Consider the following 16152-nt stretch of genomic DNA (forward strand, 5'->3'; position numbering starts at 1 on the left):
AGCAGTACGGCGGCCTCGGCGCGGCCGGTTCGACCGCGCCGCCGGCCAGCAGCGCCGCCACGGCCGCCTCGGGCCGCTCCCGGGCGCCGGTCCAGTGCTCGACGCGGCGGTGCCGGCCCGCGCGCGGGTCGTACCAGGAGGCGCAGTCACCGACCGCGACCACTCCCGGCAGGCCGGTGCGGCCGTCGCTGCCGCACACGACGCCGTCGGCGAGTTCGATGCCGGAGCCGGCCAGCCATTCGACGCACGGGCGGGCGCCGACGCCCACGACGACGAGGTCGGCGGGCAGGCTGCGGCCGTCCTCCAGCAGGACGGCCTCGACACGGCTCTCGCCGCTCAGTCCCTTGACGCCGGTTCCGCACAGCAGCCGTACGCCGTGGTCCGCGTGGAGGGCGGAGACGATCCCGCCCATGGCCGCGCCGAGCGGCCCGGCCAGCGGGGTCGGGGCGGCTTCCACGACGGTCACGTCGAGGCCGAGGGCGTACGCGGTGGAGGCGACCTCGGCGCCGATGAAGCCGCCGCCGATCACCACCAGCCGCCCGCCCAGGGCGAGTTCGTCGCGCAGGGCGCGGGCGTCCTCCAGGGTGCGCAGGGTGTGCACCCCGGCGAGGCCCGCCGTGCCGGGCAGGGTGCGGGCGGCGGCGCCGGTCGCGATGACGACGCCGTCCGCCCGGACCTCGCTGCCGTCGGCGAGCCGTACGGCGCGCTGCGGGCCGTCGAGGCCGGTGGCGCGGACGCCGAGCAGCCACTCGGCGCGCAGGTCCTCGTCGTCCGACTCCAGTGCCAGGTCCGCCTCGCCCAGGGAGCCGGCCAGGAACTCCTTGGACAACGGCGGCCGGTCGTAGGGGCGGTGGTGTTCGTCGCCGATGACGACGAGCCGCCCGTCGTAGCCCTGCTTGCGCAGGGAGCGTGCCGCCGACAGGCCGGCGAGGGAGGCGCCGACCACGGCGACGGTTTTCACGCGGGTCCTCCGGCGAGCCGGGCGGCCACGCAGGGCGGCAGGTTGGGCGCGTCCGTGGAGAGCTCGACGTAGATCATGCCGTCCTCGACGCGGACCTCGTGGGTGCGCACCGGGCGCTTGGCCGGCGGGGCGTCGACGGCACCCGTGCGCAGGTCGAACTTCGAGGCGTGCAGCGGGCATTCCACCTCGCAGCCCTCCAGCCAGCCGTCGGCGAGCGAGGCGTCCTGATGGGTGCAGGTGTCGTCGATGGCGAAGACCTCGCCGTCGTCGGTGTGGAACACCGAGACCGGCGGATCGATGTCGAGCCGGTAGGCCTCGCCTCGGGGGAGATCCACGAGACGGCACGCGGGAATCATCATGACACCTCGGTGCGTATAGCGAAACGGATTGCGGTGAACGCAACGTCAGTGTGCGGGCGCCCACAAACCCTTGTCAAGGAGTCCAGGGGGCGGACACAGGGGCGGCTGCCGGTTGCCTTATGCGCAACGCTGTGCGCGATGAGGAACATCACAGCACTACCACGGAGCGCAGCACCTCACCCCGGTGCATCTTCTCGAACGCCTTCTCCACGTCCTCGAGGCCGATGGTCTCGGAGACGAAGGCGTCCAGGTCGAAGCGCCCGGACAGATAGAGGTCGATGAGGGCGGGGAAGTCGCGCGAGGGCAGACAGTCGCCGTACCAGGAGGACTTGAGCGCGCCGCCGCGGCCGAAGACGTCCAGGAGCGGCAGCTCCAGCTTCATCTCGGGGGTGGGCACACCGACCAGGACGACGGTGCCGGCGAGGTCGCGGGCGTAGAAGGCCTGTTTGTACGTCTCGGGGCGGCCGACCGCCTCGACGACCACGTCGGCGCCGAAGCCGCCGGTCAGGTCGCGGATTGCCTCGACCGGGTCGGTCGCACGTGAGTCGACGGTGTGGGTGGCGCCCATCCCGGTGGCCCGCTCCAGCTTGCGCGGGTCGACGTCGACGGCGATGACCTTGGTCGCGCCGGCGAGGCGGGCCCCCGCGAGGGCGGCCATGCCGACCCCGCCACAGCCGATGACGGCGACGGAGTCGCCGCGGCCGACGGCACCGGTGTTCACGGCCGCGCCGAAGCCGGCCATGACCCCGCAGCCGAGCAGTCCGGCGGCGGTCGCCGGGGCCGCCGGGTCGACCTTGGTGCACTGGCCGGCCGCGACCAGGGTCTTCTCGGCGAAGGCGCCGATGCCGAGGGCGGGGGCGAGCGGGGTGCCGTCGGTGAGGGTCATCTTCTGCCGGGCGTTGTGGGTGGCGAAGCAGTACCAGGGCCTGCCCTTGCTGCACGCCCGGCAGGTGCCGCACACCGCACGCCAGTTGAGGATGACGAAGTCACCCGGTTCGAGCCCGATGACACCCTCCCCGACGGCCTCGACGCGCCCGGCCGCCTCGTGCCCCAGCAGGAAGGGGAAGTCGTCGTTGATCCCGCCCTCCCGGTAGTGCAGATCGGTGTGACAGACCCCGCACGCCTCGACCTTCACCAGCGCCTCGCCGGGCCCCGGGTCGGGGACGACGATCGTCTCAACGGAGACCGGGGCGCCCTTCCCCCGGGCGACGACAGCACGAACCTCGTGAGCCATGGGTCACTCCTCTGATGGACCTGTGGGTTGCCTCATTCGATACACGTATCACCATGCGCAACTGAGCATCGAGGAAGGGGAGACATCGGGTCAAGAGGTCGGTTCCGGCCGGATCCGGAAGGGGTTCCGGCAAGGAAAGGACAGTTGGCGACATGTGGTCACGGCGTCGGCCGGGGTGCACTGTGATGGCCCCTACCGCACGCCGGAGGCACGGGTAGGGGTGGGCATGGGCGACGTCACAGGAACGGACCCGACAGCAACGGCGCCGGTCGCCGCCCCACCACCGCACGGTTGCGCCGCGGCCCGCTCGGCGAGGGCCACCGACTACGGCACGGCCGTCCCCGGTACGACCCTCCCGGGCCCCGCGGCCCCGCCGTCAGCCGTACCGGGAGCCCGCGCAACGGGTGCCGTCGTACCGGGAGCGGCCGAGGAAAGGTTCCGCGGGTTGTTGGAGGCCGCTCCGGACGCCATGGTCATCGTCGACGACGCCGGCATCATCAAGCTCGTCAACGCCCAGACCGAGGCGCTCTTCGGCTACGCACGCGAGGACCTGCTCGGCCGTCCCGTCGAACTGCTCATGCCGCACCGCTTCCGCGGCCAGCACGGCGTGCACCGCGGCCGGTACGCCGCCAACCGCCAGGTCCGTCCGATGGGCGCCGGACTCGACCTGCACGGACTGCGCGAGGACGGCACCGAGTTCCCGGTCGAGATCAGCCTGAGCCCCATGGAGACGGCGGACGGGCTGCTGGTGTCCGCCGCGGTGCGGGACGTCAGCGACCGCAAGGCGGCCGAGGCTCGTATCAACGAACTCGCCGCGCTCGTCGAGTCCTCCCAGGACGCGATCCTCGCCAAGACGCTCGACGGATACATCACCTACTGGAACGCGGCCGCACAGCGGCTCTACGGCTACACCGCCGAGGAGGCCATCGGCCGCCATGTGTCGATGCTCTCCCCCGACGCACTGCACGGCGACATCAACGCCCTGCTGAAGCGGCTGCGGCACGGCGAGAAGGTGGAGCACTTCGAAACCCTGCGGGTCACCCAGTCCGGCACTCTGCTGGACGTCGACGTGACCCTGTGGCCCACCCGGGACACCCACGGCAAGGTCGTCGGGGCCTGTGCGATCGTCCGGGACATCAGCGACCGCAAACGCGCCGAGGCCGAACTCACCGAACTGTACGAGCAGCAGCGGCACATCGCGCTCACCCTCCAGCGCAGCCTGATGGGCACCCCGCCGGCCCTCCCCGGACTCGCCACCGCCAGCCGCTACCGCCCGGCCACCCAGGGCGCCGGGGTGGGCGGCGACTGGTTCGACCTGATTCCGCTGGGCGCCGGCCGGGTCGGAGTCCTCATCGGCGATGTCATGGGCCGTGGCCTGGAGGCGGCCGCCGTCATGGGCCAGCTGCGCTCGGCCGCGCACGCCCTCGCCAAGACCGGGATGCAGCCGCGTCAGCTCATGCAGGAGCTGGAGAGCTGCGTCACCGACCTCGACGTCCCCGACCAGCTCGTCACCTGCTGCTATCTGACCATCGCCCCCGACACCGGCACGGTCACCGTCTGTTCCGCCGGTCATCTGCCGACGCTGGTCGCCGTCCCCGGCGAAGGGGTGCGCCGGCTGGCCGTGCCGGTGAACGCGCCGCTCGGGGTCGGCGACGTGCTCTACGAACAGTCGTCGGTGGCCGTCCCGCCCGGTGCCACGCTCGTCCTCTACACCGACGGACTGATCGAGACGCCCGGCAGCGACATCGAGGAGCGGGTCGGCGAACTCACCTCGGTGCTGAACGACTTCTTCCTCGACCAGCCCAGCCTGGAGGCGGCCGCCGACCACGTCCTCGCCGGACTGCTCCCGGACGCGGAGAGCCACAACGACGACGTCACCCTGCTGCTCGCGCAGTTGCCCGACGTGCCGCCCGCCGCCGTGAGCACCGACCTGTCCGCCGTCCCGGAGTCCGTGCCGGAGGGCAGGGCCTTCCTGCGCAAGGCCCTGCTCTCCTGGGACTGCGCCGAGTCCGCGGACGAGGCGCTGCTGCTGCTCTCCGAGACCCTCACCAACGCCGTTCAGCACGCCGAGGGACCCGTCGGGCTGCATCTGTGCCGCACCGACACCGGCCTCACCGTCGAGGTCAGCGACCACAGCCCGCACCTCCCCCAGCCCCGCCTGGCCGCCGACGACGAGGAGTCCGGCCGTGGCCTCCTCCTGGTGAGGACCCTCGCCGAGACCTGGGGCGTGCGCCCGACGGACGACGGCAAGACCACGTGGTTCACGCTGAAGATGTGAGACGGGGACGGGCGGCACCGGTCACTCCCCCACGTAGGCCTCCAGATCACTCCCCCACGTAGGCCTTCAGATGCTCCGCCGTCAGCGTCGACCCGGCGGCGACGAGCTCGGCCGGCGTCCCCTCGAAGACGACGCGGCCGCCGTCGTGGCCCGCGCCCGGGCCGAGGTCGATGATCCAGTCGGCGTGGGCCATGACCGCCTGGTGGTGTTCGACGACGATGACGGACTTGCCGGAGTCGACGAGGCGGTCGAGCAGGCCCAGCAGCTGTTCGACGTCGGCGAGGTGGAGGCCGGTCGTCGGTTCGTCGAGGATGTAGACGCCGCCCTTGTCCCCCATGTGGGTCGCCAGCTTCAGCCGCTGCCGCTCACCGCCGGACAGCGTGGTGAGCGGCTGCCCGAGGGTGAGATAGCCGAGCCCGACGTCCGAGAGCCGCTCCAGGATCCGGTGCGCCGCCGGCGTCCGCGCCTCACCGGTGTCGAAGAACTCCTCCGCCTCCGTCACCGGCATCGCGAGCACCTCGCTGATGTCCCGCCCGCCGAGGTGGTACTCGAGCACCGAGGCCTGGAACCGCTTCCCCTCGCACTCCTCACAGGTCGTCGCGACCCCGGCCATCATCGCGAGGTCGGTGTAGACGACCCCGGCACCGTTGCAGGTGGGACAGGCCCCCTCGGAGTTCGCGCTGAACAGCGCCGGCTTCACACCGTTGACCTTCGCGAACGCCTTCCGGATCGGTTCGAGCAGTCCGGTGTACGTCGCCGGGTTGCTGCGCCGCGAGCCGCGGATCGCCCCCTGGTCCACGGACACGACCCCCTCCGCGGCCGGGATCGACCCGTGCACCAGCGAGCTCTTGCCGGATCCCGCGACCCCGGTGATCACGGTCAGCACCCCGAGCGGGATGTCGACGTCGACGTCCTGGAGGTTGTGCGTGCTCGCACCCCGGATCTCCAGCGCCCCGGTCGCCTTGCGGACCGTGTCCTTGAGCCCGGCCCGGTCGTCGAAGTGGCGCCCGGTGACGGTACCGCTGGTCCGCAGCCCCTCCACCGTGCCCTCGAAACAGACCGAACCGCCCGCCGTGCCGGCCCCCGGACCGAGGTCGACGACATGGTCGGCGATCACGATCGTCTCCGGCTTGTGCTCCACGACCAGCACCGTGTTGCCCTTGTCCCGCAGGCGCAGCAGCAGGTTGTTCATGCGCTGGATGTCATGCGGGTGCAGCCCGATCGTCGGCTCGTCGAAGACGTAGGTGACATCGGTGAGGGAGGAGCCGAGGTGCCGGATCATCCTGGTGCGCTGCGCCTCACCGCCGGACAGCGTGCCCGAGGGGCGGTCCAGGGAGAGATAGCCGAGCCCGATCTCCACGAAGGAGTCGAGGGTCTCCCCCAGCGCCGTCAGCAGCGGCCCGACCGAGGGTTCCTTCAGCGCGCGCACCCACTGGGCGAGGTCGCTGATCTGCATCGCGCAGGCGTCGGCGATGCTGATCCCCTTGATCTTCGAGGAGCGTGCACCCTCGTTGAGCCGGGTACCCTCGCACCCGGGGCACACCATGAAGGTGATCGCCCGGTCCACGAACTCGCGGATGTGCGGCTGCATCGATTCGCGGTCCTTGGCGAGCATCGACTTCTGGATCCGCGGCACGAGACCCTCGTACGTCATGTTGATGCCCGCGATCTTCATCCTGACCGGCTCGCGGTACAGGAAGTCCTGGAGCTCGCGCTTGGTGAACTTCCCGATCGGCTTGTCCGCGGGGAAGAAGCCGGACTCGCTGTACAGGCGGTAGTTCCAGCCGCCGGCCTTGTAGCCGGGGATGGTCAGGGCGCCTTCGTCCAGCGACTTGGAGTCGTCGTAGAGCTGGGTGAGGTCGATGTCGTTGACCGTGCCCCGGCCCTCGCACCGCGGGCACATGCCGCCGACGATGCTGAAGCTGCGGCGCTCCTTCACGGTCTGCCCGCCGCGCTCCATGGTGACCGCGCCCGCCCCGCTGATCGAGGCGACGTTGAAGGAGAACGCCTTGGGCGAGCCGATGTGCGGGGTGCCGAGCCTGCTGAACAGGATGCGCAGCATCGCGTTGGTGTCGGTGACGGTGCCGACGGTGGAGCGCGGGTCGCCGCCGAGCCGCTGCTGGTCGACGGTGATCGCGGTGGTCAGACCGTCGAGGACGTCGACCTCGGGCCGGGCGAGGGTGGGCATGAAGCCCTGCACGAAGGCGCTGTAGGTCTCGTTGATCAGCCGCTGCGACTCGGCGGCGATGGTGTCGAACACCAGCGAGCTCTTGCCGGAGCCGGAGACTCCGGTGAAGACCGTGAGCCGGCGCTTCGGGATCTCGATGCTGACGTCCTTGAGGTTGTTCTCGCGCGCCCCGTGCACGCGGATCAGGTCGTGGCTGTCAGCGGCGTGCCGGTCGCCCGAAGTGGCCTTGCCCATGGTCTTTCGTCCTCCCGTTTCGACAACTTCGAACACTATGTCGATGCGCGCGGCTCAGCGCAGCTCCTGGACCCGGATCAGATTGCCCGCGGGGTCGAGGAAGGCGCAGTCCCGCACGCCGTACGGCTGCTCGATCGGCTCCTGGATCACCTCGGCGCGGGCCTGGAGCCGCTCGAACACCGAGTCGAGGTCCGGGGTGGTGAGCAGGAGCCCCGGGCCCTCGCCCACCGGGTGCAGGACGACCGAGCTGTCGGCCTGGCCCGCCGGGCCGACCGTGATCCAGCGCAGCCCGTCGCGGCCGACGTCGCCGCGGACCTCGAAGCCGAGCACGTCCCGGTAGAAGGCCAGGGAGGCCTCCGGGTCCTGGTGCGCGAGGAAGCCCGCCCGAATCGTGATGTCCATGTGCGTCACGCTAGCCAGGGCCCCGGGCGGGCGCTTCTCGAATCCTGACCGGTCTCAGCGCACCAGGCCCGCGATGTGCGCGGTGACCGTGTCGAGGATGTCCGCCCACGCCGCCGCGTCACCGAGGACCAGGTAGTTCAGGGTCAGCCCGTCGGTCATCGCCGCGAGATAGCGGGCCAGGACGGAGACGGGCACCCTCAGCTCCAGCTCCATGTCCTTGCGGAGCTGCTCGATGAGCTCGGCGTAGGCCTCGCCGTACAGCTCGTACTGGCGTCGGGCGAGGTGCTCGAACCCGGGCTCACGCAGCGCGTACTGGGTGAGCTCGTAGGTGAGCATGTGCGCCTCGGGGTTGGCGCGGACATGGTCCCAGTACGCCCGGAACCCGGCGGCGACGGTCTCCTCCAGGGTGTCCCTGGGGCGCAGCGCCTCCTGGACCACGCTCACCGAGTGGTCGGTGAGCGTGGTGATCACGGCTTCGAGGAGGGCCTGCTTGGAGTCGAAGCAGTAGTGGAAGACGCTCAGGGACACCCCGGCCTCGGCGGCGATGGACCGGGTCGTCGTCTTCGCGACGCCGTCCCGGGCCATCGCCCTGATCGCCGCTTCCGTCAGCTGTCTGCGCCGCTCGGCCGACGGCATGCGTGCCATGGAGGAACCCCTGTCTCAGCCGCTGTGGACGCCCACCTCGTAGAGCGAGTATCCCCAGTCGGTGCCGCGGTCCAGGCCGTGCACCCGGACGTAACGGGCCGGTGTCCCGGCGAACTTGGCGGTGTCCAGGCCCCCGTCACCGGAGGACGTGGACCAGACACTCTGCCAGTTCGTGCCGTCCGTCGACAGCTCGATCCGGTACGCCTTGCCGTACGCCCGCTCCCAGTCGAGCGTGACCTTGGAGACCAGGTTGGTGGAGCCCAGGTCGACCTGCCACCACTGGTCGTCACTCCAGTCGCTCGCCCAGCGCGTCCCGTCGTCCCCGTCCACGGCCCGTCCCGGCTGGTAGCTGGTGAAGGGGTTGGACTCGGACGAACTGGCCGTGGCCGCCCGCCCGTTGGCAAGGTTGACGGATGCCTGGTGTCGCTCGGTCGTGCCCCAGGTGTCGAGGTAGGACTCCGCCCCGCGGAACAGGTCGTCGACCACGTCCTGACCGCCGACGAGCCGGATGTCCTCGATCCAGTCGGGGATCAGACCCACATGGGCGGCCCCGTCGGTGTTGAAGTCGAAGGTGCGCTGCCCGGAGGTCTGCTTGTCGATCACCGAGCCGCCGTCGACGCTCTTGAAGGGGTACGTCACCTTGTTCGCGGCGTCCGCTCCGCGCGGTGCGGGGTGGTCGCCGATGCCGTTGAAGTCGGTGCCGTAGCCGTAGCCCACGCCGTACTTGTCGCGCAGGGCGTTGGTGCGCTTGGCCTCGGCGGCGAACCCTTCGGAGCCGTGCATGTACTGGGCGACGAACCCGCCGAGCGAGTAGACCCGCTCGGTCCAGTTGAGGTCCATCCAGCTGTGCGAGGAGAGCACGCCCGGGTAGTTCGCGGCCTCGAAGATGTCGAGGACCTGGCCGGTGGCCTTGACGCTCATGTGGTCGATCTCGAGCATCATCTTGCGTTTCATCATGCCGCGCACGGCGTACTCGCCGAGATCGGTGAGCCCGCGGACATTGCACTGCGCGGCCTTGTCGTACGACGGGACCTCGACGCCGGCCGGCAGGTCCTCCTCGGCCTCGGAGGCCGCCGTGCCGATGGGGTTGTCGTGCTGGGGGCCCTTGCAGTCCTCGGTCTGCCAGAAGGTGCCGGTGGACAGGAACTGCCCGACGTTGATGGCGGTGCCGAGCCCGCCCTCGTCGAAGCGGACCCCGCACAGGGCGTTGTCGAACTTGTGGCACAGGAACATGGAACGCACGCCCAGCCCGTACAGCTCGTCGAGCCCCTTGTCGATGTCCGCCTTGCTGCACTGCCCGATGTCGAGGATCTGCTTGCAGCCGAAGGGCTCGGAGGTCTCGACGCCGAGAATGACGGCCAACTTGCCCTGCTCGATGACCTGTCGGGCCTGCGCGCTGTCGGTGACGATCCGGAACCAGCCCTTGCCGGTGCCGCCGTACATCTTGTCGATGAAGGCCTGGAGGTCGTAGGTGAGCTTGGCCTGGAGGCGGATCGAGGTCATCTCGTCACAGCTGCGGTCCTTGAACGGGTAGATCGAGCAGATCATCCCGTTGGTGACGAGGTCGTTGACGAGTACCCGCTGGCCACCGCGCCAGGCTCGTTCCACCCAGGCGTAGTAGTTGGCCTGGTGGGTCATCGAGTCGTACGCCGGCCAGTCCTTGAAGGTCGGCCAGCCGACCGGGTCGTGCCTGCCGTCGCCGCCGTGGGTGATGTAGTCGAAGATCGCGAGGGTGCCGTCGGGGTAGTGCTCGGGGCAGTCCTTGAGCGCGTCGGCGACTCCGGCCTCGGAGAAGACCTTGCCGCAGATCAGCCGCCCGCCGAAGGCCTCGTTGGAGAAGAGGTGGTTGTGCGCGTCGACGAACCCCCTTACCTCACCGGCGGAGTTGGTGCCGGTGAAGGGCGCTCCGGTGACGTTGATCTGGGCGTCGGGGGTGGGCCGTGCGGTCGGTGTCCACCAGTCGGTGGCCGCCGAGCTCGGCGTGGGGCCGAGGATCGCGGCCAGTACCAGGAAGAGCACGGAGACGACGGTGATGTTCTTGCGTCTGCGGCAGGAGCGTCCAGTCACGGCCCACGTCCCTCGGTCGGCGGGGGCGCCGTCGACCGAGGGCGTTTTGACTGCCCTTGGGATTGTCATGACCGGCGCAAGAGATACGTCGAGGATCGCGACTGAGCGCGTTCCGAGTCAAGAGTCCGGGACAGTTGACCTGATACCTCGGGTCCATCAACTGTTCACGCAGGACGCCCCGTTGAGGGTGAACGCGCCCGGCGCCGTGTTCACGGCTCCCTTGCTGCCGATGAAGCCGACGGTCACCGAGCCCCCGGCGGGAATGGTGTTGGTGTAGGAAGCCGGGGTGACGGTCACCGAGCCACCGCTCTGCGCGGCGGTGCCGCCCCACATGTTCGACACGGTCTGCCCGTCCGCGAAGGAGAAGCCCAGCTTCCAGCCGGTGACCGCAGCCGTGCCCGTGTTGCGGATCGCGATCTCGCCCTGGAAGCCGCCGGGCCAGTCGCCGACCACGCGGTAACCGACGGAGCAGCTTCCGGCGGGCGTGGCGGTGGTGGTGACGCTCACCGTGGCCGAGCGCGCCGACCTGTTGCCGGCCGCGTCGCGCGCGTAAACGGCGAAGGAGTAGGCGGTGTTGGCGCTCAGCCCGGTCACCGTCACCGAGGTGCCGGTGGCGGAGGCGACCGTGGTCTCGGTGCCACCGCTCACGCGCACGACGTCGTATCCGGTGACGCCAACGTTGTCACCGGACGCCGTCCAGGCGAGGTGCGCGGAGGTCGCCGTCACCGCGGAGGCGGTCGGGGTGCCGGGAGCGGTCGGGGCCTGGGTGTCGCCCGCGCCGCCGCCGAAGACCGTGGCTTCCTTGGCGGTCTGCGCGATGCCGTTGACGCCGTGGAAGACGCGCTGACCCCATGAAGTCATCCGTGCCGGGTCGAAGTTGAGGACGAGGTCGAGGATCGGGTCGGTGTTGCCGCTCCAGGACCAGGCGAGGTAGCCGAGTCCCAGCTGTTGGGCGGCGGCCATCATGGTGTCCTCGTCGGGATCGCCCCACTGGTCGGCGGGGCCGCCGAACTCCCCGATGAGGATGGGCAGTCTGGCCTCGCCGAAGGCGTTCAGATAGTCGGTGATCTCAGCCGCGGTGTCGAAGACGCTGTACATGTGGATGGAGAAGATCAGATTGCCGGTGGTGTCGGCGGCGTACACGGACCGGGCGTTGGTCCGCATGACCTGCTGCCAGTCCTGGCCCCAGTTGGGCGCGTCGACCATGATCGTGTGCTCGAAGCCGGCGTTGCGCAGCTTCTGGATCGCGGCGATCGTCGGGGCGGTCCATCCTTCCGGACCGGTGTTGCCCCAGGGCTCGTTGCCGATGTTGATGACGATGTAGTCCTCCTGGCCGGCGAGCACGTCCTTCAGGCCGATCCAGTAGTCGGCGGCCTGGTCGAGGGTGCCCGCGGCGGCGTCCTCGCCGTAGCCGGTGGTGTCGTGCACCTCCAGGACGCAGATGAGCTTGTTGGCCTTGCACCGGGCGATGACGTCGGCCACGTCCGAGGCGCTGTTGGCGGTCCAGCGGTGGCCGTCGGCGAGGACGACCCTGACCGTGTTGGCGCCCTGGGCCTTGATGTCGGCCAGCGAGCCCAGTTCGTTGGGGTACCAGGTGTGGGCGTGATTGACGCCGCGCATGACGAAGTCGTTGCCGTTGCCCTCGACCAGGCGGCCGTTGCTGATGTGCAGACCGGTGGCGGCCGGGGCGCGGGCATCCCCGGCGGCCTGGGCCGCACCGGGAGCGAGGGCGCCGAGCACCACCAGTGCCACGAGGGTGGCCAGCCTGGCCAGGAGGGTGCTCAAGGGGCTCTTTCCTGTTCTTCTCACTGCGGCTCCAGGGGTGGGTGAGACAGCCGGAAGGGGCGTGGACGTAGCGTGGGAGCGCTCCCATAGAAGCCACTCCGTCAAGTACACGTCAAGACGCGTGACGGCAAAGGGCGTCGGCCGCGCATAGGGTTCCGAGCCTCGACCACCGCACCCGGGAGGCACGTTGACCACGCGACCCGTCGACCCCGACGCCGTCAACGCCGAGGCATGGCAGGCCTACGGCGACCATCATCTGCGGCGCGGAACCGTGCTGCCGGAGTTGGAGCGGTTCGACTGGGGCCCGGGAGGCACCGGCCCGGGCGCCGAGATCCTCGGCGAACTCGCCGGGCGGCGGGTGCTGGACCTCGGCTGCGGTACGGCCCGGCACGCGGCGCACCTGGTCCGCACGCACGGCGCCCAAGTGGACGCGGTCGACTCCTCCCCGACCCAGCTCGAACGGGCCCGCGCCCGCTACGACTCCCTGCCCGGCCTGCGCCTGATCAGCGCCGACGCCGTCGAGCACCTCGACTCGGCGGAGCCGTACGACGTCGTCTGCTCCGTCAACGCGGTGCCGTACACCGACCCCCGCCGTCTGCTGCCCGCGCTGGCCGCGGCGCTGCGCCCCGGCGGGCGGCTGTGCTTCACCGTGCTGCACACCAACTCGCTCGGCGACGGGCCCTCGTCGGCCGTGGAGTCCCGGCCCGAGGTGCTGCGGCTCGCCGGGGGCGGGTCGACGACCGTGCGGATGTGGGTGCTGACGCCGGAGCTCTGGACCGACCTGCTCGCCGAGCACGGGCTGCGGGTGGAGGGCATCGACGTCCTCGACGCACCGGAGGAGGGCAACCACGCCTCCTACCGGCTCTTCCGGGCGACCCGGCCGGTCCGGGTCTCCTCCCGCCCGCGCAGCAGCCGGCCTCCGGTCCCGCACGCGGCGATCGGGGTCGGCGCCATCCTCTACGGCCCGCGCGGACTGCTCCTCGGCCGGCACCGGCGCGGCACCTGGGAGCTGCCCGGCGGCACGGTCGAGCCCGGCGAGTCCCTGGAGCAGACCGTCGTACGCGAACTCCGCGAGGAGACCGGGATCGAGGCCCGCCCCACCGACGTTCGGCTCCTGGGCACGCTCCTCGACGAGGCCGGCGGCGTGGTCCGGATGACCGTGGCCACCGAGGTCACGGCCTGGCACGGCGAGCCGTCGGACCAGCCCGACGAACGCGTCGGAGACTGGCGCTGGTTCCCCCTGGACCGCCTCCCGGAAAACCTGTTCGTGTGCAGCGCGCAGGGCCTCACGTCCTGGCGCCCGGAACTGCCGATCGACCACACTCCGGCACACTTCACGCGGTACGCACCCTGACGCGGCAACGGGCGACCCACGCCCGCAACGCCCCGCCATCTCCGCTCGCGGAACAGGGGCCTACAGTCGGTCCGTGCTCTTCATCGCGGACGGCCAGTCCGCCGCCCCAAGTGGAGGCAGCCGGCCGTGGTGCAGGGCGAGGACCCGGGCCGTCTGCAGAAGCTGGGCCGCAAGCGGTCGCGGCTGCTGGCGGTGGGGCTCGTCGCGGCTGCGGTCCTGTGGCCCGTTCTCGTCTTCTTGTTCCTCCTCGACTTCGGCTGCGACGTCGCCACCTGCTAGCGCCGCGACACGCGGTAGGCCCGTTGAGAAAGGATGACCGCGTTTGGAGCTCAAGGACGTCCTGGCCGACTGGCGGGACTACGACGACGCGGCGTTCCGGCTCGGAATCATCCTCGGGGTCTTCCCGCCCGACCAGAAGTTCTCCTCGGTGAAGCGGATGTTCTGGGTCGACGGATATCCCCTGGGCGACATGCTCGTGGACATCCTGGACCGGATGGCCGAGGCGGGCGTTCTCCTCAAGGACGAGGACGACGCCCGGTACAAGTGGAACCCGGAGCCCATCGACCTGTCCTGAGGCCGGTCGCCCGAGCAGCGGACCGTGCAACCCCCTCGCAACCTTCCCCGTGCTGCACTCGACCACCATGGACGAGGATTCCGCACGTGTCGGGTACGACGAGGTGCCGCGGGTCGAGCTCACGCCTGCGGCCGCCGGGCTGTTGCGGCGGCTGCACGAGGCGCACGGACCGTTGATGTTCCATCAGTCCGGTGGCTGCTGTGACGGCAGCGCGCCGATGTGCTACCCCGAGGGCGAGTTCCGGACCGGTGGCTCGGACGTGCTGCTCGCCGAGCTGGACGTGGCGGGGGTCGAGGCGCCGGTCACGTTCTGGATGTCGAGGAGCCAGTACGAGGTGTGGGCCCACACCCGGCTGATCGTCGACGTGGTCGAGGGCCGGGGCAGCGGGTTCTCCCTGGAGGCACCCGAGGGGGTGCGTTTCCTCATCCGTTCGCGTGTGGTCGGTCCCGAGTAGGCCCCCCGGCCGTCGTCGTCTGGTGCACTTCCCCTGAGTTCTGGGACAGTTGACGAGACCTCAGGGAGAGCTGTGACGCACCGTCAAGGACGTTTCGGCGCAGGCAGATCGGTACTGACGTTACTCGCGGCACTCGGCACGCTGGCCGGTGCGACCCTGGTGGGCGCGGCCCCGGCCGGCGCCGCGCCGCAGTGGACACGGCTCGCGACGGGCGTGCGCTACGGGCAGTTCGACATCCCCGCGGCCGCGGGGCCGGCGCACGCCCATGTGCTGAGCGTGGACCTGCGCGACCCGCGGGTGCGGGTGGAGCTGCTGTATCCGGGAGCGGTGGCCGCGCGGGACACGGTGTCCCGGCAGGCGACCGCGCAGGGTGCCCTCGCGGGGGTGAACGGCGACTTCTTCAACATCTCGGAGGTTCAGCACCCGGGCGTGCAGGCGACCGGCGCGAGCGTGGGACCGGCGATCGCACGGGGGCGGGTGCTCAAGGGGGCGGTGCCGGACGGCCAGCGTTTCGGGCCCGCGCTGCCCCCCGGTACCGGCACCGAGGACGTGTTCGGGGTGGGCACCGACCGCCGGGCCCGCCTGGACGACCTGGCCCTCGCCGGGTCGGTCCGCACCCCCGAGGAGCGGCTGCCGCTCGGCGGGCTCAACCAGTACGCCCTGCCGGTCGGTTCGGTGGGAGCCTTCACCTCGGACTGGGGCAGCGCGTCCCGGGTGCGGGCGACCTGCGGGACGGACGCGGACCGGGCGGCCCCGTGCAGCACCGACACCCATGAGGTGACGGTCCGTGCCGGGCGGGTCGTGGCCACCGCCGACACCCCGGGCAGCGGACCGATCTCCGCGAAGACCACCGTGCTCGTGGGCCGCGAGGCGGGCGCGCAACAGCTGCGCAAGCTCGCGGTCGGCTCGGCGGTGTCGGTGGAGCACCGGCTGGTCGCCGCCTCGTCGTGGATCCCGTACCGCTTCGCGCTCGGCGGCTATCCGGTGCTGGCGCACGGCCGTCCGCTGCCCGGCCTCGACCGCAGGACGTCCGCCGTGCGTACGGCCGTGGGGATCGCGAACGGCGGCCGGACGCTGTATCTCCTGGCGCTGGACGGGGCGCCCGCCTATCGCAGCGGGCTGACAATCGCCGAAGTCGCCGACACCATGCGGACGTTGGGCTCGGTCGACGCCTTCAGCCTGGACGGCGGCGGTTCTTCGACCATGGCCGCCCGGCTGCCGGGCACGCGTTCCGTCGCCGCCCTCAACCACCCTTCGGACGGCGCCGAACGCCCGGTCCCCAACGGCATCGGGGTCTTCTCGAAGCGCTGACCCCGGCCCGGGTCAGGGGCGCAGACTGCTGACGATGTCGGCGGTCGCCGTCATGCCGCTGTGGATGGTGGGCGCGATGTTCGTGCCGGCGAGGTAGAAGCCGAGCAGCGCGCACACCAGCGCGTGGGAGACCTTGAGTCCACCGCTGCGAATGAAGATCACCGCAAGGATCAGCAGCAGCACCAGCACCGAGATGGAAATCGCCATGGACAGCCTCCTCCGCCACGCCGCCGGGTCCGTTTCACGGCGTTCGGGCGCAAGTGTGGCGTAGCGGAGGGTTCGTCCGGGCGGCTGAAGTGTCCTCCG

General features: G+C 70.9%; 15 protein-coding genes. 6 read left to right on the forward strand and 9 right to left on the reverse strand.

Annotated elements, in window-relative coordinates; translation table 11 throughout:
• From ACFULQ_RS28505 to ACFULQ_RS28515, 3 genes are all read right to left on the reverse strand, one after another.
• A partial coding sequence (locus ACFULQ_RS28505; RefSeq protein ID WP_383549078.1) for an NAD(P)/FAD-dependent oxidoreductase occupies nucleotides 1-961 on the reverse strand: 961 nt, incomplete at its 3' end.
• Nucleotides 958-1320: a bifunctional 3-phenylpropionate/cinnamic acid dioxygenase ferredoxin subunit gene (locus tag ACFULQ_RS28510; protein ID WP_383549081.1), complete on the reverse strand. Its 363-nt coding sequence runs from the start codon at nucleotides 1318-1320 to the stop codon at nucleotides 958-960. The genes ACFULQ_RS28510 and ACFULQ_RS28505, both read right to left, overlap by 4 nt.
• Before the next feature lie 148 nt (nucleotides 1321-1468).
• Entirely contained in the window at nucleotides 1469-2554 is a 1086-nt protein-coding gene (locus ACFULQ_RS28515; RefSeq protein ID WP_383549084.1) for an S-(hydroxymethyl)mycothiol dehydrogenase, read from the reverse strand.
• A gap of 226 nt (nucleotides 2555-2780) precedes the next feature.
• Here ACFULQ_RS28515 and ACFULQ_RS28520 point away from each other — a divergent pair, with 226 nt between their 5' ends.
• On the forward strand, nucleotides 2781-4832 hold the full coding sequence (locus ACFULQ_RS28520; RefSeq protein WP_383549087.1) for a PAS domain S-box protein: 2052 nt from the start codon (nucleotides 2781-2783) through the stop codon (nucleotides 4830-4832).
• Between the two features lie 46 nt (nucleotides 4833-4878).
• Here the strand turns inward: ACFULQ_RS28520 and ACFULQ_RS28525 are convergent, their stop codons facing one another.
• The 5 genes from ACFULQ_RS28525 to ACFULQ_RS28545 all read right to left on the reverse strand — a co-directional run bounded on the left by ACFULQ_RS28525 (nucleotide 4879) and on the right by ACFULQ_RS28545 (nucleotide 12153).
• Nucleotides 4879-7254, reverse strand: a complete 2376-nt coding sequence (locus ACFULQ_RS28525) for an ATP-binding cassette domain-containing protein (RefSeq protein WP_383549090.1) — start codon at nucleotides 7252-7254, stop codon at nucleotides 4879-4881.
• Nucleotides 7255-7308: 54 nt separating this feature from the next.
• The gene (locus ACFULQ_RS28530) at nucleotides 7309-7656 is read right to left on the reverse strand and encodes a VOC family protein (protein ID WP_383549092.1); all 348 of its coding nucleotides are present in this window, start codon (nucleotides 7654-7656) and stop codon (nucleotides 7309-7311) included.
• Between the two features lie 54 nt (nucleotides 7657-7710).
• Complete coding sequence (locus ACFULQ_RS28535; protein ID WP_383549095.1) at nucleotides 7711-8301, reverse strand: TetR/AcrR family transcriptional regulator; 591 nt, start codon at nucleotides 8299-8301, stop codon at nucleotides 7711-7713.
• Nucleotides 8302-8316: 15 nt separating this feature from the next.
• Nucleotides 8317-10368: a discoidin domain-containing protein gene (locus tag ACFULQ_RS28540; protein ID WP_383549097.1), complete on the reverse strand. Its 2052-nt coding sequence runs from the start codon at nucleotides 10366-10368 to the stop codon at nucleotides 8317-8319.
• Between the two features lie 156 nt (nucleotides 10369-10524).
• Nucleotides 10525-12153, reverse strand: coding sequence for a cellulase family glycosylhydrolase (locus tag ACFULQ_RS28545; RefSeq protein ID WP_383549100.1), 1629 nt, complete (start codon nucleotides 12151-12153; stop codon nucleotides 10525-10527).
• A gap of 187 nt (nucleotides 12154-12340) precedes the next feature.
• On the opposite strand from ACFULQ_RS28545, the gene ACFULQ_RS28550 reads away from it, so the two are divergent.
• The 5 genes from ACFULQ_RS28550 (at nucleotide 12341) to ACFULQ_RS28570 (ending at nucleotide 15846) form a co-directional block, all read left to right on the forward strand.
• Entirely contained in the window at nucleotides 12341-13507 is a 1167-nt protein-coding gene (locus ACFULQ_RS28550; protein ID WP_383549103.1) for an NUDIX domain-containing protein, read from the forward strand.
• Between the two features lie 126 nt (nucleotides 13508-13633).
• On the forward strand, nucleotides 13634-13786 hold the full coding sequence (locus ACFULQ_RS28555; protein WP_383549106.1) for a hypothetical protein: 153 nt from the start codon (nucleotides 13634-13636) through the stop codon (nucleotides 13784-13786).
• Nucleotides 13787-13829: 43 nt separating this feature from the next.
• Nucleotides 13830-14081, forward strand: coding sequence for a hypothetical protein (locus ACFULQ_RS28560; protein ID WP_383549109.1), 252 nt, complete (start codon nucleotides 13830-13832; stop codon nucleotides 14079-14081).
• Nucleotides 14082-14148: 67 nt separating this feature from the next.
• Nucleotides 14149-14535 carry a DUF779 domain-containing protein gene (locus ACFULQ_RS28565; protein WP_383549112.1) on the forward strand — a complete coding sequence of 129 codons (387 nt, stop codon included), beginning with the start codon at nucleotides 14149-14151 and terminating at the stop codon, nucleotides 14533-14535.
• A gap of 72 nt (nucleotides 14536-14607) precedes the next feature.
• A complete protein-coding gene (locus tag ACFULQ_RS28570; RefSeq protein WP_383549115.1) occupies nucleotides 14608-15846 on the forward strand; it encodes a phosphodiester glycosidase family protein in 1239 nt (412 codons plus the stop codon).
• Between the two features lie 12 nt (nucleotides 15847-15858).
• Here the strand turns inward: ACFULQ_RS28570 and ACFULQ_RS28575 are convergent, their stop codons facing one another.
• Nucleotides 15859-16053 (reverse strand): hypothetical protein, encoded by a 195-nt coding sequence (locus ACFULQ_RS28575; protein ID WP_383549118.1) that lies wholly within the window; start codon nucleotides 16051-16053, stop codon nucleotides 15859-15861.
• Nucleotides 16054-16152 lie beyond the last annotated feature (99 nt).

Origin of the sequence: Streptomyces sp. NPDC057253 (assembly GCF_042669125.1) — a bacterium.
Lineage (GTDB): Bacteria > Actinomycetota > Actinomycetes > Streptomycetales > Streptomycetaceae > Streptomyces.